The 20367-nt window shown below is 69.6% G+C and carries 17 protein-coding genes; 9 read left to right on the forward strand and 8 right to left on the reverse strand.

All coding sequences use genetic code 11. The features are described from left to right. Positions 1-17 precede the first annotated feature (17 nt). A complete protein-coding gene (locus AB0J95_RS07155) occupies positions 18-1451 on the forward strand; it encodes a tryptophanase (RefSeq protein WP_364753622.1) in 1434 nt (477 codons plus the stop codon). On the opposite strand, the gene AB0J95_RS07160 is transcribed toward AB0J95_RS07155, so the two are convergent. The 6 genes from AB0J95_RS07160 to AB0J95_RS07185 all read right to left on the reverse strand — a co-directional run bounded on the left by AB0J95_RS07160 (position 1399) and on the right by AB0J95_RS07185 (position 9566). After that, entirely contained in the window at positions 1399-1989 is a 591-nt protein-coding gene (locus AB0J95_RS07160; RefSeq protein WP_364753623.1) for an ATP/GTP-binding protein, read from the reverse strand. The genes AB0J95_RS07155 and AB0J95_RS07160 overlap by 53 nt on opposite strands. Further along, the gene (locus AB0J95_RS07165; protein WP_364753626.1) at positions 1970-2347 is read right to left on the reverse strand and encodes a DUF742 domain-containing protein; all 378 of its coding nucleotides are present in this window, start codon (positions 2345-2347) and stop codon (positions 1970-1972) included. Before AB0J95_RS07165 ends, AB0J95_RS07160 begins: the two co-directional genes overlap by 20 nt. Next, the gene (locus AB0J95_RS07170; protein WP_364753629.1) at positions 2344-2757 is read right to left on the reverse strand and encodes a roadblock/LC7 domain-containing protein; all 414 of its coding nucleotides are present in this window, start codon (positions 2755-2757) and stop codon (positions 2344-2346) included. Before AB0J95_RS07170 ends, AB0J95_RS07165 begins: the two co-directional genes overlap by 4 nt. A gap of 31 nt (positions 2758-2788) precedes the next feature. Further along, the gene (locus tag AB0J95_RS07175; protein WP_364753632.1) at positions 2789-5086 is read right to left on the reverse strand and encodes a nitrate- and nitrite sensing domain-containing protein; all 2298 of its coding nucleotides are present in this window, start codon (positions 5084-5086) and stop codon (positions 2789-2791) included. Between the two features lie 251 nt (positions 5087-5337). Further along, a complete protein-coding gene (locus AB0J95_RS07180; protein WP_364753635.1) occupies positions 5338-5880 on the reverse strand; it encodes a hypothetical protein in 543 nt (180 codons plus the stop codon). Positions 5881-5882: 2 nt separating this feature from the next. Beyond that, positions 5883-9566, reverse strand: coding sequence for a chemotaxis protein (locus AB0J95_RS07185; protein WP_364753638.1), 3684 nt, complete (start codon positions 9564-9566; stop codon positions 5883-5885). A 197-nt stretch (positions 9567-9763) separates the two neighbouring features. Here AB0J95_RS07185 and AB0J95_RS07190 point away from each other — a divergent pair, with 197 nt between their 5' ends. Then, on the forward strand, positions 9764-10249 hold the full coding sequence (locus AB0J95_RS07190; RefSeq protein WP_364753640.1) for a hypothetical protein: 486 nt from the start codon (positions 9764-9766) through the stop codon (positions 10247-10249). A 7-nt stretch (positions 10250-10256) separates the two neighbouring features. Here the strand turns inward: AB0J95_RS07190 and AB0J95_RS07195 are convergent, their stop codons facing one another. Then, the gene (locus AB0J95_RS07195; protein ID WP_364753643.1) at positions 10257-12116 is read right to left on the reverse strand and encodes a cytochrome c oxidase assembly protein; all 1860 of its coding nucleotides are present in this window, start codon (positions 12114-12116) and stop codon (positions 10257-10259) included. Positions 12117-12246: 130 nt separating this feature from the next. Here AB0J95_RS07195 and AB0J95_RS07200 point away from each other — a divergent pair, with 130 nt between their 5' ends. The 6 genes from AB0J95_RS07200 to AB0J95_RS07225 all read left to right on the forward strand — a co-directional run bounded on the left by AB0J95_RS07200 (position 12247) and on the right by AB0J95_RS07225 (position 19321). Next, entirely contained in the window at positions 12247-13317 is a 1071-nt protein-coding gene (locus tag AB0J95_RS07200; RefSeq protein WP_364753646.1) for a substrate-binding domain-containing protein, read from the forward strand. Positions 13318-13389: 72 nt separating this feature from the next. Then, complete coding sequence (locus tag AB0J95_RS07205) at positions 13390-14688, forward strand: sugar ABC transporter substrate-binding protein (RefSeq protein ID WP_364753649.1); 1299 nt, start codon at positions 13390-13392, stop codon at positions 14686-14688. Between the two features lie 13 nt (positions 14689-14701). Further along, the gene (locus AB0J95_RS07210; protein WP_364753652.1) at positions 14702-15661 is read left to right on the forward strand and encodes a sugar ABC transporter permease; all 960 of its coding nucleotides are present in this window, start codon (positions 14702-14704) and stop codon (positions 15659-15661) included. Then, positions 15658-16494 (forward strand): carbohydrate ABC transporter permease, encoded by an 837-nt coding sequence (locus tag AB0J95_RS07215; protein WP_364753655.1) that lies wholly within the window; start codon positions 15658-15660, stop codon positions 16492-16494. The genes AB0J95_RS07210 and AB0J95_RS07215 overlap by 4 nt, the downstream gene beginning before the upstream one ends. Next, positions 16491-17495 (forward strand): hydroxyacid dehydrogenase, encoded by a 1005-nt coding sequence (locus AB0J95_RS07220; protein ID WP_364753658.1) that lies wholly within the window; start codon positions 16491-16493, stop codon positions 17493-17495. The genes AB0J95_RS07215 and AB0J95_RS07220 overlap by 4 nt, the downstream gene beginning before the upstream one ends. Beyond that, positions 17492-19321, forward strand: coding sequence for a DUF2264 domain-containing protein (locus AB0J95_RS07225; protein ID WP_364753660.1), 1830 nt, complete (start codon positions 17492-17494; stop codon positions 19319-19321). Before AB0J95_RS07220 ends, AB0J95_RS07225 begins: the two co-directional genes overlap by 4 nt. Positions 19322-19591: 270 nt before the next feature. Here AB0J95_RS07225 and AB0J95_RS07230 read toward each other — a convergent pair whose 3' ends face one another. Next, complete coding sequence (locus AB0J95_RS07230) at positions 19592-19945, reverse strand: arsenate reductase family protein (RefSeq protein ID WP_364753663.1); 354 nt, start codon at positions 19943-19945, stop codon at positions 19592-19594. A 21-nt stretch (positions 19946-19966) separates the two neighbouring features. On the opposite strand from AB0J95_RS07230, the gene AB0J95_RS07235 reads away from it, so the two are divergent. Further along, on the forward strand, positions 19967-20176 hold the full coding sequence (locus AB0J95_RS07235; RefSeq protein WP_364753666.1) for a hypothetical protein: 210 nt from the start codon (positions 19967-19969) through the stop codon (positions 20174-20176). Positions 20177-20367 lie beyond the last annotated feature (191 nt).

Here is a 20367-nt window from a genome sequence, read left to right on the forward strand (position 1 = left end):
GAAAGCAGGAAACCCCGATGTCCCCATTCCCCCCGTACCGCGCCCAGGTCGTGACACCCATCCCGGTCACGACCGCGGGGCAACGGGCGAAAGCGCTGGCGGAGGCCGGTTACAACGGCTTCAACCTGCGGGCGAACACGGTCACGATCGATTTGCTGACCGACTCCGGCACCGGCGCCGTGTCCACCGACCAGGAGGCGGCCGCGGCGCGTGGTGACCGTTCCTACGCCGGGTCCGACTCGTTCTTCCGGTTCCGCGAGGCGGTGAGCGAGCTGACCTCGTTTCCGCACATCTTTCCGGTGCACCAGGGCCGCGCGGCCGAACGCGTGCTGTTCACCAATGTCCTGCGGCCGGGACAGATTTCGCTGAGCAACACCCATTTCGACACCACCAGGGCGAACATCGAGCTGCTCGGCTGCGAGGCGCGCGACCTGCCGTGCGCCGAAGCGGCCGACCTGGACTCCGAGTCGCCGTTCAAGGGAAACATCGATCTCGACGCGGTCGCGCAGATCTTGTCCGGCCCGGACTCGCACCGGGTCGGCATGATCCTGATGACCATTACCAACAATGGCGGGGGTGGCCAGCCCGTGTCGATGGCCAACCTCAAGGCGGTCCGCGACATTTGCCGCCGGCACGACGTGCCATTGTTGCTCGATGCCGCCCGCTTCGCGGAAAACGCCTTTCTGGTCACCCGGCGGGAGGACGGTTACGCGGGGCACACCCCACGGCAGGTCGCCGAGGAGGCCTTCGGGCTCGTCGACGGTGCCGTGGCGAGCCTGAAGAAGGACGGCATCGCCCCGATGGGCGCGTTCATCGGGTTGCGCGACCCGGAACTGGCCCAGCGGTGTGAGCTCAACCTGATCGCCACCGAGGGCTTCCGCACCTACGGCGGGCTGGCCGCGCACGACCTGGAACGCGTGGCCCAGGGCCTGAGCGAGGTGCTGGACCCCGCCTACCTGGCCGCGCGGGCCGCGGACACCGAACGGCTGGCCCAGCTGCTCGGTGATGCGGGCGTGGACATCGTGCGCCCGCCGGGCCTGCACGCGCTGTACCTCAACGCCGGACGGCTGCTCACCCACCTGCCGCCGTCCGCGTTCCCCGGCCACTCGCTGGCCTGCGAGCTGTACCTGCGCGGCGGGATCCGCTGTGCGGAGCTGGGCTCCCTTTACCTGGGCACGTTCGACGAGCACAACGAGCTGGTGACCCCGGCGCCGTTCGAGCTCGTCCGGATCGCGTTGCCGCGCCGGGTCTACAGCCAGGCGCACTACGACTACGTGGCCGGGATCCTCGCGGACATCGCGAAGGACCCCGGCCAGGTGCCCGGCTACCGAGTGGTGGACGCACCGAAACTGTTGCGCCACTTCAACTTGCGGATGGAACCACTGCGCACACCCGCGTTCACCCGACGGGAAGCGCGCTCATCGCGTGTTTCACCAGCCGGATCAAGGTGAGCTTGGCCGAGTCGCGTTCCCGGGCGTCGCACATGACGATCGGGACGTGGCTCGGCACCGCCAGCGCGCCGCGGATCTCCTCCTCGTTGTAGCGCTCGGCGTTGTCGAAGCAGTTCACCGCCACGATGAACGGGATCTTGCGGCGCTCGAAGAAGTCGATCGCCGCGAAGCTGGTGTCCAGCCTGCGGGTGTCCACCAGGACCACCGTGCCGATCGCGCCGCGGGCCAGCTCGTCCCACATGAACCAGAACCGTTCCTGGCCCGGGGTGCCGAACAGGTACAGCACGTACTTCGGCGAGATGGTGATCCGGCCGAAGTCCAGCGCCACCGTCGTCGTCGCCTTGCGTTCCACGCCAAGCAGATCGTCGATGCCGTCGCTGGCCTCGGTGAGCACCTCCTCGGTGGTCAGCGGCGGGATCTCGCTGACCGCGCCGACCATCGTCGTCTTGCCCACCCCGAAGCCCCCGGCGATGATGATCTTTACCGGGGTCGGGATGAACTCCGCTTCCTGTTCGTCGTCAGAGTTTCGTGAGTCCATCGAGTACCGCCTGTAGTAGTTCCCGGTCCGGTGCCTTGGCCGCCATGGCCGTGGGCGAGCGGGTGATGACAACGCCGCGTTCGATCAGGTCCCCGCACAGCACCCGCACCACGCCCAGCGGCAGGTCCAGGTGCGCGGCCAGCTCGGCCACCGACAACGGCCGCTGGCACAGCTGCCGGATGGCCATGTGCTCCGGGGTCGGGCCGCTCTGGTCGGTCGCCGTCCGCAGCGTCATCACCTGGGTGGACAGGTCCAGCTGGGCCCGCGCGGAGGCCGACGGGGTCCGGCCGCTGGTGATCGCGTACGGGCGGACCAGCGGGCCGGCGGCCTCGTCGTACCATCCGTCGTCCACGCTCAAGTCCTCTCCAGTGTCGCTGCGGCGGTTCCCCTTGGCGCGGCTGCCATGTAGTCACCGACTCGTTTGACCAGGCGGTTCATCTCGTAGGCGATCATCTCGACGTCCACGCTCGACTCGGCCAGCACCGCCAGGCACGCGCCCCGGCCCGCCGCGGAGACGAACAGGTAGCCCTCCTCCATCTCGATCAGGTTCTGCAGCACCCGGCCGCGGTTGAAGTGCCTGCTGACGCCCTTGGCCAGGCTCTGCAGGCTGGACGCGATCGCGGACAGCTGGTCGGAGTCGTTCTTGTCCATCCCGGTCGAGCGGCCCAGCAGCAGCCCGTCGGCCGACAGCACGATCGCGTGCTGGGTCCCCACAACCCGCCCGACCACGTCGTCGAGCAACCAGTTCAGATCGGTTTTCTGGTTCATACCAACGGTTCCCTTGAGGGTAGACACGGGTTCACTCTTCGGGTGCGCGGCCGCGCCTGGTGCCCCGGTGGAACGCCGACAGGGTGCCGGCCGCGCCATCGAAGTCGTAGTCGTCGGCCTGGTCGAGCTCCGGGTCGTCGCGCAGCTGCGCGACCAGGTTGTGCTGCGGGGTGCGCTGTGGCAGCTGCGGCCGGGGACTCGGCTTCGGCGCCGGGGTCTCAACAGGAGTGTCCACAGTGGATGGTGCCGGTTCGGTGCGGGTGGCGACCGCCTGCGCGGCGGGCCGCTCGCTCGCGGGCGCGATCCGGCTGGCTAACACCGGGGGCACGGGCTGCTGGGCGGGTTGGGCCGGTTCGCTCACGGGCACGTCCTCGTCGTCGGTCTGGCCTTCGGTGACGAGCAGGGCGGCGGGGATCAGCACGGTGGCCCGCAGCCCGCCGTAGCGCGACGGGTCGAAGGTGACCTTGATCCCCAGCCGGGACGCCAGCCGGGCCACCACGAACAGGCCAAGGCTGGAGTCGGCGCGCAGCGCCATCGCGTCGAACTCGGGCGCGTCGGCCATCATCTCGTTGGCCCACTCGCGGGCGGCGTCGGTCATGCCGAGGCCCTGGTCGGACACGTCCACCACGACGCCGCGGGCGACCGCGGTGCCGGTCACCTCGACCTGGGACCCCGGCGGGGAGAACGAGGTCGCGTTGTCCACCAGCTCGGCCACCAGGTGGATGGTGTCGGCCACCGCGGACCCGGTGATCTGCACGTCCGGGATGCCGTCCACGGTGACCCGGGAGTACTGCTCGGTCTCGGACACCGAGGCGCGCAGGATCTCCATCAGCGGCACGGGTTTGCGCCACCGGCGGCCGGGCTGCTTGCCGCCGAGGATGATCAGGTTCTCGGTGGTCCGCCGGGCCCGGGTGGCCAGGTGGTCGAGCTGGAACAGCGACGCCAGCTGGGTGGAGTCCTCCTCGCGCTTCTCCATCTCGTCGAGGATCTGCAGCTGCCGGTGCACCAGAACCTGGTTGCGGTGCGCGATACCGAGGAACACGTTGTGCACACCGCTGCGCGCCTTGGCCTCGCTCACCGCCGCGTTGACCGCGGTCAGCTGCGCGATGTTCAGCGCCTCGGCCACCTGCCCGATCTCGTCGCGGCCGTGGTCCAGCCGCGGCAGCTCGGCGCCGACGTCGACCGCCTCGCCGCCCTTGAGCCGGGACACGATGTCCGGCAGGCGTTTGCCGGCCAGGTCGAGCGAGTCGTCGCGCAGTTGCTCCAGCCGGGTGACGAGCGTCCGGTCGACCAGGGTGCGCGACACCCGGACCGCGATGATCACCGAGATCACCGAGATCAGCAGCGCGACCACACTGCCGATGATCGCGTTCCACAGTTTGTCCTGACCGGACACGATGGCCTTGGCGGAGACCTTGTCGGCCTGGTCGATGGTCAGCGCGGTGAGCGCGGCGGCCACATCGGAGCTCGCGGTGCGCCAGTCGGCCTGCGCGACCGGGACCGCGTTCTTGTCCTTCGAGGTCCACGGACCCCGCTTGATCAGCGCGTCTTCCGCCGCTGCCAAGCGTTTCCAGGACTCGCTGCCGGTCAGCTGCTGGTACTGCGCCTGCGTGCTCGGCTCGAGGAACGGCGCGGTGGTACTCAGTTCCGAGCGGTATTTGCCGACATAATTGGTGAACAACAGGTAGTCGTCGGGCGTGAAAGCCCCGGCCGCGAACGCGCTGTTGACCAGTGAAGCTTCCCTGGCCATCGTGTCGGCGGCACGGAACACCGTGGTCGCGCCGATCGCGCCCTGCACCGCCACCTCGTCCGGCACGATGCGCGCCTGGACGTCGAACAGGGTCGCGGCGGTGTCCTGAATCCCGTTGTAGAACTCGTTGACCTGAGCCTTCGCCACCGCGCGGAAGCCGACCTGGGAACGGAACACCGGCAGCTGGTCGAACTTCCCCTTCAATTCCTTCATGCGCGTAGCAATCTCGTCCGGCGCACTTTCGATGGCCGGGCCGAAGACCGCTTGCAGGTCATTGAGTTTCTGGTCGGTCTGCTGTTCGCGGGCCAGCAGGTCGGCCTGGCCCGCGCCGTTGTTGTCCACGAACTCCACGGCCACCTGGCGCTCGGCCTGGATGGACGCCAGCGCGGTCACGGCGGGAATGGACACCTGCCGCACCGAGTCGGCCACCAGCTTGGAGTACAGGCCGCTGAACACGAAGTACCCGGACACCGCCAGCCACAGGACGAGCAGGGTGATGCTGGGGATCAGTACGGTTCTGGTGAGGCGCTTGCGGATCGACTTGTCATGGCCCCTGCCGGATTCATCCTTGTTCTTCACGACGCTCCCACGCACTCCTCCAGGCGACCGGCACGGACAAAGCGAAGCCCGGGAGTTTTATCACAGCCGAGGGGGAATGTGAAAAGTGTGGGATGATGGGCTTTTCAACAGTCGATGTTAACGTTACCCTTATATGTCACCGGAGTAGCGCCGTCGCGGACCGCGCCTCCGGGTCCAGTCCACTGTAGACCATTCTGACGTGTGCCTACCGTGATCTTGGCTCGAACTCGCCAGATCCCGGGCAGACCCTTTCACCGATAGCGGATGTGTTCTATCACACGAATCGCTCGCCCGGACATCACCGACACGGAGTGAATGTCACCCGGCCGCAGCCCGTCGCCCGCGGTGGCGGGCGTCAGAACGTGGAACATCGCCCCGCCGTCGGCGACCCAGAACAGGTCCGGTTCGGCGGCGCTGATCTGGTTGAGTTTCCAGACCGGTACACCGTCGGCCGCCAGCCGGTCGGCGATCTCGTCGAACCCGATCCGTTGCGGAAACGGGCCGTAAACATCGCGCAAAGCGCCCGGGGCCATCGCGACCCCGGGCACCCGCTCGGGCGGCCAGCTCAGCTGTTCCACCCGGACATTGAGAAACGTGCAGGACCATTCGCCGGGGCCGCCCTCGAAGTTCACCTCGAGCATGCCGAACTCACGGGACAGGTGCCCCTCGTAGTGGCTGCCCTCGAAAAACGTGCCGCCGAGGGCGGCCGCCCAGTCCTCGGGCCGGCTGCCCAGCCCGAGGCCCAGGATCCGGCCACTGGTGGCCAGATCGGCGAAGAAGTCCGGATAAGACATGGTTACGGCCAGTTCTCCAGTACCTCGACCAGTTCCTCCATCTGACGGATCCGGCCGGGATCGTTCACCTTGAAGTCCTTGTTCTTGATCCGTTCCAGTGCCGTCTTGGTGTTGTCCAGCAGCTTCTTGCGGTCCGCGGCGTTCTTCGGATCGTTGAGGTGGTCCAGCGCGGCCTTGATGTCCTTGTCGCTGGCCCACTTGCCGTTGGCGTTGATCGGGGTGCCGACGAGCTCGCCCTTCTTGTTGACCGAGATGCCCACCTCGGTCACGCCGTCATCCATGTGGATGTGCGCACCCTTCGTGCCGTAGTCCGGTGCGGGCAGGTCGACCTTACCGAACTTGCACTTCTTCTTCGCCATCGCGGCGACGGCCGCGCGGCTCTCGGCGTGCGGCGCGAAGGAGGCCCGGCCGCCGAGGTCCAGTTCGCAGACCTCGATGTCCGGCTTGCGGCTGTTGCGGAAGTCCTGGATGAACTTCCCAGCGCGGTCAAGGACCTTGCGCGCCTTGGAACCCGCCTCGAAGAACCCGGCGATGCCGTCGATCACCCGGATGATCGCCTTGCCCACCGCGGGCAGCTTGCCGATGGCCAGCACGAAGCTGCCGACGTCGACGATGCTCCACAGGCAGCTGCCGATGTCGCCCTCGCTGACGCACTTGATGATGTTGTCGATGCCCAGCAACGAGATCAGGATCTCGGCGCCGTTCTCGACCAGCCAGTCGCCGATGGACTTGTTGGCGTCCTTGAGGGCCTGGCGGTACTCGTCCACCGCGGCCTGGCCGCCCTGCGCCCGCAGCGCCTCCTCGTCGGACGAGGTCAGCTCGCCGTTGGCCCGGCGTTCCGCGTCGGCCTGCTGGGTCGCCGCATCCTCAAGCGCCTGCTTGTCCGCCGCGATCTGCGCCGCCTCGGACGCCGCCGCGGCGGCCTCGTCGGCGGACTTGCCCGCGGCGATGGCGTCGGCACGTGCCTGTGCCGCCGCCGCGCTGGCCTGCGCGGCGAAGGTCCGGGCCTGCGACGCGCTCGCCTCGGCCTGGCTGGCTGAACGGGCCGCCGCTGCCGCCGCCTGCTGGGCGTCGGCCTCGGCCTGCTTGGCCTGCCGCGCGGACTCCGCCGCCTGGTCGGCCGACCGCTGCGCCTGGTCCGCGGAGGCCTTGGCGGCGTCGGCGAAATCACGGGCCTTCTTGGCCGAGTCGAGCGCTTGGTTGGCCCAGTCCTGGGCCTCCTGCGCGGCGCCCTTGGCCCGGTAGGCCGCGGCCTGTGCCTCGGCGGCGTTCTGCCTGGCCGTCGCGGCGATCTTGGCGGCCTGGGCCAGGTAGGACTCGATCTGCGCGACGTGGCTGGCCGTGTCGGCGTCCCGCTGCTGCGCCTTGACCAGGCCCACCTGCAGGAACGTCCGCTGGTAGGAGGCCGGGCCGGACAGGGCCGCCTGGGCGGCCGCCTTGACCTCGGGCCCGCCGGTGTTCATCGCGGCGGTGACCGCGACCTGGTCGTCCTCCTGGCGGGCCTTGTACTGGCCCACGGTGAGGAACTTCTCCCGGTCGGCCGGGGTGCCGCGCAGCGCCGCCTGGGCCGCCGCCTTGAGCCCGGCGCCACCGCTGTTCATCATCTGCGCGATGGCGATCTGGTCGTCGTCGTCCTTGCCCGCGTAGTGCCGGTCGGTCAGGAAGTCCTTGACCCAGCCGTAGTCGCTGCTGAGCGCGTCGATCGCGGCGACCCGCTCGGCCGGGCTGCCGGTGTTGTTGGCGATGTGGCCGACGCTCGCGCGGTCGTCCTGCTCGGTCGCCACGGCGAGTCCAGTTTGGACGAACTTGACCACGTCGGTGTCGTTGCCCACCAGGGCGACGTCGGCCGCTGCCTTGATCCAGCCGCCACCGGTGTGGGTGGCCCTGGCGGCGACCTTGCGGCCGTTGGTGACCACAGTGGACTGTGGCGCACCGGGCTGCTGCGCCTCGGTCAGCAGGCGCTGGGCCTCCGCGTCCAGCGCGGCCGTGCGGCCCGCGACCCACGCGGACTGGGCCTGCTGCGCGGCTTCCGCCTCCTTGGCGTCCTTGGCCTCCTCGATGGCCCTGGCCTTCTGCTGGGCCAGCCGCTCCGCCTCGGACTTGCGGGCGGTGTCGGCGATGGTGTGCGCCAGGTCCGAAGCGCCCTGTGCCTCGGCCGCGGACTGCTTGGCCAGATCGGCCGACGCCTGTGCCCGGTCGGCCGCGCCCTGCGCCTCACCCGCGTGCTTCACCGCTTCGTCCGCCGCGGCAGCGGCATTGTCGGCGTGCTGGGCGGCCTGGTTGGCGGCATCCCTTGCCTGGGCGGCATAACGGGCCGCCTCGTTGGCGATGGCCTGTGCCTGGCCCGCGGCGCGGGTGGCCTCGGCGGCCTTGCGCTTGGCCTGGGCACTGGCGTTGCGGGCCTGGTCCGCGCTCGCGCCCGCCTTGGCCGCCCAGTCACCGGCTTCGCCCGCGGCACCAGCGGCCGCGTCGGCGTTGGCACCGGCAGAGCTCGCGGCGGCCGCGGCCTGACCCGCGGCGGTCGCTGCTTTGCTTGCCTGGTCGGCGGCTTCGGCGGCGAGACGCGCACCCTTGGCCACGTCACGGGCGGCCTTCGCCGCTGCCGAAGCCGCGTCGGCCTGGCTGCGGTCGTTGGCCGCCGCGGCTGCCGCACTGCTCGCGCGAGCCGCCGCCTGCCCGGCCATGTTGGCCGCCTGGGCTGCCTGGCTGGCCGCGTTCGAGGCCACCCGAGCGGCCTCATTCGCCGCCGCGGCAGCACGAATCGCGGTCTGCGCGGCCGCCGCGGCCCGCTTGGCGGCATCCGCCGCCCGGCCGGCCGCGTCCGCCGCGCGGATCGAGGAGTCCTGTGCCGCCTTGGTCTCCGCGGCCGCGCGCTGGGCCGCCTCCTTGGCCAGCCTGGCCGCGTTGATCGCCTGCTCGGCCGCGGCCTGGGCGGCCCTGGTCTGCTCGGCGCTGCGGTCCCCGGCCAGCTGGGCGATGTCGACCAGCTGCGAGACCGACTGCGTCTCCTGGTCGCGGGCGGCGGCCACTTCGTAGCCATAGACCAGGAAGTACTGGACGTCGTCGCGGGTCCCGTCGAGCGCGCGCTGCGCCGCCTTGCGGACCTCGGGGCCGCCGATGGTCATGATCTGGGCGACGCGGATCTCGTCGTCGTCGTCCTTGGCGTCGAACTGGCCGGCCAGCAGGAACCGCCGCTGGTCGTCCACCGTGCCGCGCAACGCCTTCTGCGCGGCGGCCTTCACGCCCGGGCCGCCCTGGTTCATCGCGTCGGTGACGCGGATCTGCAGGTCGTCCTGGGCCGGCCGCTGCCAGCCGCTCGCGACGAACTTCTTCTGGTCCTCGACGGTTGCGCCGAGCGCCTTCTGGGCCGCCGCCTTGACGCCCGGACCGCCCGCCGACAACAGCTGGGCCACCCGGACCTGGACGTCGTCGGCCTCCGCCTTGGCGCGCCCGGTGTCCAGGAACGCCTGCACGTCGGCGTCGGTCCCGGCGAGCGCGGCCTCGGCCGCCTTGGCCACACCCGGGCCGCCGGTCTTCATGTACGTCAGTGCCTGCGAACGGGCACTGACCGGTGTTTCCTCCGCTGCCGCCTGCGTGGCCTGCATCGGGACGAGTCCCAGTGCCAGCGAGGCCACGAGGGATGCCGCGATGACGGAACGCGACGAGGGCAGCATGAATCTGCGCATGCGCAAGTTATCCCCCAAGAGAACTTTGAGTCGGTCAGACTCTGCCGCACGGAGAGTAACCGTGTTCCGATTCGACTCGGCTGTGTCAGTCCTCACAGTTGCGGTGTCCGGCCGTCGCCTGCTTAGGTCATGCTCTGGGGTCGGGACGATTCATGCGTCCCGCGATGCACACATGACACATATGGGGGGTTGAACCAGTGCGGACTCGTGCGCAACTGGGTGTTCTCGTTGCTGCCGGTGCGGCGGCCTTCCTTGTTCCGGCAAGCGTTTCCGCGGCTCCGGTGGTGCACACCGCCGCCGCGGCCGACGAACCGCCCACGCTCGAGGAGACCTACGACTACCCGGGCGCGGCGCAGATCTTCGCCGAGAAGGGCATCCTGCTCAAGAAGGGCGACGGGCACATTCTGTTCACCAGTTGCTCGCCCAGCGGTGACTACCTGGAGGTCCGGGCGCGCAACAGGGACCCGTTCTGCTTCAAGGTGACCGGCGCGACCGGCTACCTGACGCTGGAGCTGAACGACACGTACCTGATCTTCAGTGACACCCGGCACACCACCGTGGCGAACTACACAGTGGACGGTCAGGGCGGCACGAAGACCGTGGCCCCGGGCGGTGCCGAGGGCATCGGCGAGGGCTCCGGCGGGCACTCCGCCACCCTGCTGGAGATCCGCGTCTCCAGCTGAGGTCCGGCTAGACGCCGGCCGGCTCCTTGACCTCCGCCTTGGCGGGGTTGAGGAGCAGGCCGGCGGCCACGAGCAGCAGCGGCACCACCCCGGCGCCCCAGGCGACGCCACCGCCGACGCGCTGGATCTCCAGCAGGTCCGAAGTCCATGGCAGGCCAAGGGTTCCATAGAATCGGGCGCCGATGACGGTGTCCGTGAGCAACAGGGTCACCCCGAACAGCGCCTGCACCGGGACCGCGATCATCGCCATCTTCCGGCGCTGTGCCAGGGAAAGCGGCCGGGGGAACGGGTCGAGGCCGAGTACGGCCCAGAAGAACACGAAGCCGGTCACCAGGAAGTACGCGTTCATGCCGACATGAGCCAGCGGCACATCGAGCGACCAGGCGTACAAACCCGAGTAGTAGAGCACGAAGAACGACCCGGCGAAGAACGTCAGCACGGTCGCCGGATGGGTGAGCAGCTGCGCGACCCGGCCGCAGGCGAGCTCGCCGAACCACTTGCGCAGCTTCGGCTTGCATTCCAGGGCAAGCGAGAACGGCGCGCCCATGGCCAGCAGGACCGGCGCCAGGATGGACAGCAGCATGTTGCTGACCATGTCGATGCTGAACACCGCGGGCGCGTACCGGCCGATCCCGGACGACGTGGCCAGCACCAGCTCCGCGCAGCCGCCCAGCCACGCGATGGTCTTGGCCACCGGCCAGTTCCGCACCCGGCGCACGCCGAGCAGGTAGAGCGCGGCCATTGCCAGCGCGGCCGTGCCGAGGATCAGGTCGAACCGCCAGTCCACAAAGGTCCGGCTCAGGCTCGGCGGCCCGTCGAGGGTGTAGCCGATCCGAAGCTCTACAGTGGACGGATTGTCGGCGCCGTGGTCCGGTGGTGGCGTGCGGGACAGTGCGGTCGCCAGGCCGATCGTCACCAGCATCAGCAGCACCTCGAACCCGGCCAGCCGCACGAGCGCGCGCCCGCTGCCGGTCCGTTCGATGCCCTTGACCCCGCGCTCGCGCTGGAAGTACCCGAACACGCCCAGCGCCACCAGCGCCGAGATCTTCGCCACCGTCAGCCACCCGTACGGGGTCACGAACAGGTTCGAGATCTTCAACCGCACCAACGCGTTGATGACCCCCGACAACGCCATCACGATCCAGCAGGTCAACGCCACTGCGGAGAACCGCCGGGCGGCCAGCCCGAGATGCGCGCCCTTGCGGCGGCCGTAGGCGAGCAACGCGACCAGCCCGCCGACCCAGAGTGCCGCGCCGGCCAAGTGCCACAACAGACTCGCGGTGGCCCAGTCGTGGTCGCCGCCGCTGGACGAGTGCCCGCTGGCCGCGACCGGCGCCAGACCCAGCACCGCCAGCGCCAGCAAAGCCGGGGTAGAGCGCCACATCAGCGTGACCCGGGCCGCGATCGCCAGCAGCAGGGCGACTCCCGCGGTGAGCATCCACGCTTTGGTCTGCTCCAGCTCGAAGGCCAGCGTCAGCAGCCGTCCGAGGTCCGAGAACGTGGTGAGCGGCCGGAGGAACGCGTCCGCCACGGTGAACGGCACCGACACCACCGCGGCCACACACCACAATGCCGCCGCCCAGCTCGCCGCCCGCAGCGCGCGGTACCCGTCGACCGACAGCACACCCGATTCCTGCGGCGGCACAAGGAAAGCGGCGAACAGGAAGAAGCCGGCGGTGAGCACGCCACCGGCCTCGGCGAGCACCCGGATCACCAGGATGACGTTGAGGGTGAACGGGTCCTGCCCGGTACCGCCGGTCTGCGCGCTGGTCAGGGCGACCAGTCCGATGGCGACCAGGCAGGCGGTGATGGTGCCGACGAGCAGCAGCGTGAAGACGCCCGCGCGCCGGACGGGTGGTTGCAGCACGACGCGAGGTTATGGGGATCATCCGCCGAACGAAAGGCGGGGGCGCGTCGACCGCATGCAAACCCCCTCGCAAATGGTGTAATCGATCGATACCCTGTTCCAGAAACGCTCAAACGAACACGGGCAGGCGATGAGACAACCGAGTGACGCCAGGCGCCAGCGGATCCTCGCGGTGGTCCGGTCCCGTGGCGCGGCCAGGGTCGCCGATCTGGCCGAGGAGCTGCAGGTCTCCATCGTCACCGTGCGCCGGGACGTGGAGGAGCTGGCCCGGGCCGGCAAGCTGCGCCGCGGTCACGGGGTCGCCCGGTCGCTGCTGCCGGTCGAGAGCCCGGGCGCGCCGGCTTCGGTGGACGGCGGAGCGGTCGCGCTGATGGTGCCCGAGCGGCACACCTATCTCTACGAGACCCTGCACGGCGCCCGGTCCGCGCTGGAGGACGCCGGGCTGCGGATCGTGCTGCACATCGTGCCCAAGGTGGCCGGCGCCGAGCGGCCGATCGTCGAACGCGCGCTGGCCGAGGGCGTCCAGGGCCTGCTGATCGCGCCCCGGTGGCGGACCCTGGCCGAGGAGGAGGACGCCTACGGCTGGCTGGCCCGGGTGGACCTGCCGATCGTGGTGATGGAGCGGCGGCCGCGGCGGGGGAGTGCGCTGCACGCGGCCGACTCGGTGTGCTCGGACCATTGGTACGGCATGCAGCTGGCCGTCGAGCACCTGTTGTCACTGGGGCACCGGCGGATCGTGCTGGCCGCGCGGGACGACAGCCCGACCGCGCGGGTGCTGCGGGCGGCGTTCGCGGAGATCGCCGCGGCCCGGCTGGAGGACTGGACCATCGTGCTCAGCGCGCCCGGCGCCGGGGCCGACCCGGACGAGGAGCCGCCCGAGTTCGCCTCGGTGCTGCGGTCCCGCCGGGCGACCGCGGCGATCCTGCACGGCGACGAGGACGCGCTGATGATCGTCCAGCAGCTGGCCGAGGCCGGGATCCGGGTGCCGCAGGACTGCCCGGTGGTCGCGTACGACGATGTGGTGGCCGCTCTGGGCAGCACGCCGCTGACCGCGATCGCACCGCCGAAGGCCGAGGTGGGCCGGGTGGCCGCCGAACTGCTGCTGGAGCGCCTGGCCAGGCCCGGGGCGTGGCGGCCGCGGCGGATCGAGCTGCTGCCCGAGCTGACCGTCCGCGGATCGACTGATCGTTTGACCGATTGACGCTGTTCTATTGACCGTTTATCGCTCAGCCGATCAGGATGGGTGCTCGCCCTGCAGTCGTGGGAGGCACCGATGCCCAGTCGACGGTCCGTGCTCGCAGCCGGACTCGCGCTGCCTTTCCTAGGCGCGTGCTCGCCGAGCACGGCCAAGTCCGCCAGCGGACCCGTGGAGATCACCTTCTGGTCGGCCCTGCGGGGCAGCCAGCCGGTGGTGGACGCGTTCAACAAGAGCCAGAACAAGATCAAAGTCGTCTTCCAGCAGATCCCCGGCGGGGACCAGGGCGGCTACGCGAAGCTGAGCAACGCCGCCCGCGCCGGCAACGCCCCGGACGTCTGCACCATCGAGTACCCGCAGCTGCCCGGCTTCGCCATCGACGGCGTGGCCACCGACCTGACCTCGCTGATGAGCGACCGTCTGCGCGCTCAGGTCCTGCCCCAGGCGCTGCGGCTGACCACGTTCGACAACAAGATCTTCAGCATCCCGTTCGACGTAGAGCCGATGGTCATGCACTACCGCGGCGACCTGTTCGAGAAGTTCGGCCTGCACCCGCCTGCCACCTGGGACGAGTTCGCCGAGCTGGCCCGGACCGTGCGGCAGAAGGACGCGCGGAAACGGGCCGTGCTGTTCGCCACGGACGGGTTCATGACCTACGCCGCGCACTGCTGGCAGGCCGGGGCCCAGTGGTTCGACATCAGTGGCGGCGCCTGGAACGTGTCCATGGCCGACGCGCCCACCCGGAAGGTCTCGGAGTACTGGCAGAAGCTGGTCGACGAGGACCTGGTGTGGGTGAACCCGGGCGCCAGCAAGCAAAGCGACGCGCAGATCGGCAACGGCCAGGTGCTCGTGCGGTTCTCCGGCGCCTGGGACGCCGCCGCCCAGATGAAGGCCCGGCCCAAGCAGAAGGGCCAGTGGCGGATCGCGCCGCTGCCGGTGTGGGACAAGCCGGTTCTCGGCACCCAGGGCGGCTCGACCTTCGCCATCAGCAAGGACAGCAAGCGGGCGGAGGCCGCGATGGCGTTCATCGAGTGGCAGGTGACCAACCCCGACTCGCTGAAAGCCCGCCTGACCAGCGGCGCGAGTAGCGCCTTCCCGGCCTATCCCGCGCTCGTCCCGGTCGGCAACGCGGCGTTCGACCGTGCCTACTACGGCGGCCAGGACATCTACAAGCTGTTCGCCGAGGAGGCGGAGAAGATCCGCGACGGCTGGACCTGGGGCCCGCGAATGTCCGCGACACAACGGGTCTGCAACGACGGGTTCGCGCACATGAGCGGCGGCGACGGCACGATCATCGACAGCCTGCGCGCCGCCCAGGACGGCACCATTCCCGACCTGAAGTCCCTCGGTCTGTCCACGACCGAGCACAGCAGCTGAACGGGGGTTCGCGATGACCATGACAGTCAACCGGCCCGCGGTGGCCGAGTCCGCCCCGTCGGCCGGGACGAGGGCCAGTACCCAGCGGCGGGACCGCAAAGCGGGTGTCATCCTGATGGCGCCGTTCTTCGTGTTGTTCGTGCTCGTGTTCCTGGTCCCGCTGGGCACCGCGTTGTGGCTCAGCCTGTTCAGCGCGGACGAGCCGGGGCTCGGCTTCGGGCCGGAGCGGACCATCTTCATCGGGTTGCGCAGTTACCTCGCGGTTCTCGGGGATCCGACGTTCCTCAATGGACTGCTGGTCGTGGTGCTCTACTGTTTGATCTACATCCCGTTGATGGTCGTCGGCGCGCTCGCGCTGGCGCTGCTGCTCGACTCCGGTGTGGCGCGGCTGAAGCGGTGGTCGCAGCTGGCGTTGTTCCTGCCGCACGCCATTCCCGGCATCATCGCCGCGATCATCTGGCTGTATCTCTACACACCCGGGCTCAGCCCGATCATCGACCTGCTGGGCAAGGCCGACATCACCGTCAACTTCCTGGGCATCAGCACGGTCCTGCCGTCCATTGTGAACATCGCGTTGTGGAGCAACCTCGGCTACAACATGGTGATCTTCTACGCGGCGCTGCAGGCGATCCCGCACGAGACCATCGAGGCCGCGGTGATGGACGGCGCCGGGCCGGTCCGGGTCGCCGTCCAGGTCAAGACCCCGCTGGTGCGGGCGTCGATCGTGATGGTCACGATGTTCACCCTGATCTGGGCGTTGCAGCTGTTCACCGAACCGATGCTGCTCAACCAGTCCACGCCGATGATCAACTCCCGGTTCACGCCGAACATGTACATCTTCGACGCCGCCTTCACCCGCAACAACTACAGCCTGGCCGCGGCCGCCGCCGTGGTGCTGCTGGTCTTCACGATCGCGCTGTCCTACGGCGTGACCCGGTGGACCAACAAGGCCGGTCAGCAGGAGGCCCGATGAACCGCGTCCTCGGCCGCACGGCCGTCAACCTCGTGATGGGCATCGCGGTCCTGTACACGCTGCTGCCCGTGCTCTGGCTGCTGCTGGCCGCGACCAAGAACCGGGACGCCCTGTTCAACAGCGACGTGCTGTCGTTCAAGGATTTCTCGTTCTTCGACAACCTGCGCAACGTGTTCACAATGGACGGTGGGCTCTACGGCCGCTGGTACGTCAACAGCCTGCTGTACGCCGTGCTGGGCGCCGCGCTCGCGGCGATGATCAGCGTCGCGGCGGGGTACGCGTTCGACAAGTACCACTTCCGGCACAAGGAGAAGGCGTTCGGGCTGGTGCTGGCCGCGGTGATGGTGCCGCAGACCGTGCTCGCGCTGCCGCTGTACCTGATCGCCTCGGCGACCGGCCTGGTGAACACGTTCTGGGCGGTGTTCATCCCGGTGCTGTTCAACCCGTTCGGCGTCTACCTGGGACGGATCTTCAGCCAGGGTTATGTGCCCAACGAAGTGCTCGAGGCCGCGCGGATGGACGGTGCCGGCGAGCTGAAGATGTACGCCAGGGTGTCGCTGCGGATGCTGCTGCCCGGCGTGATCACCATCTTCCTGTTCCAGCTCACGGCGATCTGGAACAACTTCTTCCTGCCCATGGTGATGCTGTCCAACCAGAAGCTCTACCCGGTGAGTCTGGGACTGTTCCAGTGGAACAGCTCGGCCACGGTCTCGCCGGAGTACTACCCGGTCGTGATCATGGGCGCCCTGCTGGCGATCTTGCCTCTCATCATCGCTTTTGTCCTACTGCAAAGGTTCTGGAGATCAGGTCTGACCGCGGGAGCCGTCAAGTGAACAAACCGCGCGCCGCGCTGGCCATGGCGCCGAAAGCAGCCGAGGCAGTACTCGACCCGAGTGCCCTGGCCGCCTTACGGGGTGTCTGTGACCTCGCTCCGCCGCCGGTTCTGGACGACTTCGGCACCGGACACGCCGCCACTGTCCTGAAGGACGTGGAGGTCCTCGTCACCGGCTGGGGCTGCCCGCCGGTCGACGAGGCCGCCCTGGACCTCGCGCCCAAGCTGCGTGCGATCGTGCACGCCGCCGGTTCGGTGCGTGGGCACGTCACCGAAGCATGCTGGGACCGGGGGATCGAGGTGTCCTCCGCGGCCTCGGCCAACGCGCTGCCGGTCGCGGAGTACACGGTCGCGATGATCCTGTTGTCCGGCAAGCGAGTCCTCGAACGCGCCCGCGAGCTGCGCACCGGCGCACGGGACGATTTCCTCCGTACGGCCAGACAGGTCGGCAACTACGGGCGCACGGTGGGCATCCTGTCGGCCTCGCTGATCGGCCGCCGGGTGATCGAGCTGTTGCGCCCCTACGACTTGCGGATCCTGCTGCATGACCCCTTCGTCAGCGACGACGAGGCCTCGGCGCTGGGCGCGGTGGGCGTGAGCATCGGGGAGCTGTTCACGCGCAGCGACATCGTCAGCGTGCACACCCCGTTGCTGCCCAGCACAACGGGTCTGGTGAGCCGGGAGCTGATCGGTTCGATGCCGCCGGACGCGGTGCTGATCAACACCGCCCGGGGAGCCGTGATCGACCAGGACGCGCTCACCGAGGCCGCCGTCGACGGCCGGATCCGCGCCATCCTGGACGTCACCGAACCCGAGAACCTGCCACCGGACCACCCGTTGTTCCGCTGCGACAACGTGATCATCACCCCGCACCTCGCCGGCTCCCAGGGCAACGAATGGCGGCGGCTGGCCGAGCTCGCGGTCGGCGAGGTCGGCCGGTGGGCCGCCGGTGCCGGGTTCGCCCATCCCGTCCTGCGCGAAAGGCTCGGCCAGCTCGCATGAAACTGCCTGGCGATGACCGCGAGCTCAGCCCGCACACCGGCTTCACCCGCGACCACTGGGTGGCCGCCGCCGACGGCCTGCTCGACGCGGCCTGGCGCTGGGCCACGCCCCAAGGGGCGCTGCTCGACCTGCCCGGGCCGCCGTCCAAGAGCGGCGTCCGATCCGACGGTCTGGAGGGCTACGCGCGAACGTTCCTCGCCGCGGCCTTCCGGGTTGCCGGTTCGAACGGCGACGACCCGCACGGCCGGCTCGACCGGTATGCGTCCGGTTTGGTCGCCGGAACGCTGACGCCGGGCCGGGATGACGCCGAGTCGTGGCCGCTCATCCGTGACCACACCGTGTTCGGTCAGCCGATGGTCGAGTCGGCGTCTGTCGCATTGGGACTGCGGCTGACCCGCCCATGGCTCTGGGATCGCTTGGACAACGACGCCAAGGACCGCGCCGAGGAGTGGCTCCGAGGCGCCCTCCGGCACGTCCCCGCGCCCAACAACTGGTACCTCTTCCCGTACACGGTCGCGGGATTCCTCGAGTCGGTCGGCCGGGCGGACGCCGAGACCGCGCGCGCTCGTTCCCGCGCCTTGGAACTCCTGGAGACCTGGTACCGCGGCCAGGGCTGGTACGCCGACGGCGACGGCCGGGCCTTCGACCACTACAACGGCTGGGCCCTGCACCTCTATCCGGTCCTCGACGCCCACCTGGCCGGAACCACCGGCGTCCATGGCTCACGGTTGCGTGAACACCTGGAGAGCTTCGGTCTGCTGTTCGACAGCAACGGCGCCCCGATCCACTTCGGACGGTCGCTGACATACAGGTTCGCTGCTGCCTCGGCGGTCGGTCTGGGCGCTGTCACCGGGCACACCCCGTTGACGCCGGGGGAGTCGCGGCGGGTGATCAGCGGCGCGCTGCGGTACTTCCTCGACCGAGGCTCAGTCGGCCCGGACGGCCTGCTCAGCCTGGGCTGGCACGGTCCGCACGCGGCCACCCTGCAGAACTACTCCGGCCCGGCCTCACCGTACTGGGCCGCCAAGGCGTTCGTGTGCCTGCTCGCGGACGATGACCATCCACTATGGACGTCCACTGAGGACCTTCAGCCGGACGACCGTGTTCTGGCACTGCCCGCGCCCGGACTGCTGATCCAGACCACCGCGGACGGGATCGTCCGCCTGCACAACCACGGCAGCGACCACGTCAAGCCGGACGAGGCCGAGGTCGCGGCCGGTGTCGACCCGCACTACAGCCGCCTGGCCTACTCCACCCGGACCGGCCCCACGGCCAAGGCCAACCACCCGGACAACCACTTCTGCGTCCGGATCGGCGACGCCCGCAGTGTCCGCCGCCGGATGCACCCCATCGACGCCCAGGATACCTGGGCCGCCTCCTGGCACCTGCCCGCGTTCCCGGACATCGCCCCGATGGTGCCCGGGCTCAAGGTCGAGAGCGTGACCGTCGCAAGTGGACCCTACGAGCTCCGGGTGCACCGCGTGACCGGCGCACCGCACGGCGCCTGGGCCGAGGAGACCGGCTGGGCCACCGGCCCGGACGACCCGTTGACGACGTTCCTGACCGGCATCCACGGCTGGACCGACCAGGACGAAGCCCGCGCCCCGCAAGGCACGGCCTTCACCCCGTGGGCCCGGATGCCCCGCCTCTGCGCGCCCATCGCGGGCACGACGATCTTCGCCGCGATCGCCGTTCTGGCCGAGACCGAACCCGAAGTCGACGCCGAGGTGCCGGAAGCGACCGCGGACGAGATCACGGTCCGGTGGGCGGGCGGGGTGACGACGATCGGGTTCGAGCCGTTCGAGGTCAGGCGGACACCCGGATGATCAGCCACATAACCCCGCCCACCCGCGTGTCCCCCGTTCGCGGGGGGTGTGTCCCACATTCGGCGACCCCGAAATCCCCGGCACTGGAAACGGGGCGGCCGAACGCGGAACTCGGGGGCCGCGAACGTCGAACTCGAGGGCCGCGAATGGGGGACACACCCCGCACGAAAGGGGGACACGCGGGGGAGGAAAGGGGGACACGGCCCGGAGGAAAGGGGGACACGCGGGGGCGGCGGCGATTGGTTGGGTGGAGGCGAGCCGGCTGGTGGGCTAGCGGCGGTGGATGGCGTCCTGGACGGCCTCGGGGGTGCGGGCGACGGTGGCTGTGCCGTCGTCGGCGGTGATGATGGGGCGCTGGATCAGGATGGGGTGCTCGGCCAGGGCCTTGATCCAGCGGTCGCGGTCCTTGGGCCACTGCTTGATGCCCAGGTCCTTGGCCACCGGCTCCTCGACGCGGGTGATGTCCCACGGTTCGAGGCCGAGGCGGGCCAGCACGTCGGTGAGCTCGGCCTCGGTCGGCGGGTCGTCCAGGTATCGGCGGACGGTGTACTCGGCCTGCTCAGCGTCCAGTTGCGTTAGCGCCGAGCGGCACTTCGAGCACCTCGGGTTGATCCAGATCTCCATAGTGATTGTTACTTTAAGGGCGTGGAACGGGTCGTGACACGCGAGCTGGCGTACTTCGTCCCGGTGACCGACGTGCCCACCACCGACCTCGTCCTTGCGTGGCCGGCTAAAGGCCCGGCCGTGACCGCGTTGGTGCGGACTGCCCGCAACCTCCTACAGCCAGTCGCCGGTCTGCGTGGCGCCGCCGTCGGCCGCCAGTTCGACGCCGGTGACGTAGCTGCTGTCGGCTGACGCGAGGAACAAGATCGCCGTTCGCCCAGGTCCGCGTCAACGAGCGGACAGCCGCCTTGGACGCCGAGTACAACCGGTCCATGTCCTCGAGTTTGGTCACATCGCCGGCCACGCCAACGGCTTCGTGCCCGACCTCAGCGTCCAGTTCGGACTGTCGTCGTCCCATGACTGTGTGGGTATGCGGCGTTGCC

The sequence above is a fragment of the Actinocrispum sp. NPDC049592 genome, assembly GCF_040675465.1.
GTDB lineage: Bacteria > Actinomycetota > Actinomycetes > Mycobacteriales > Pseudonocardiaceae > Kibdelosporangium.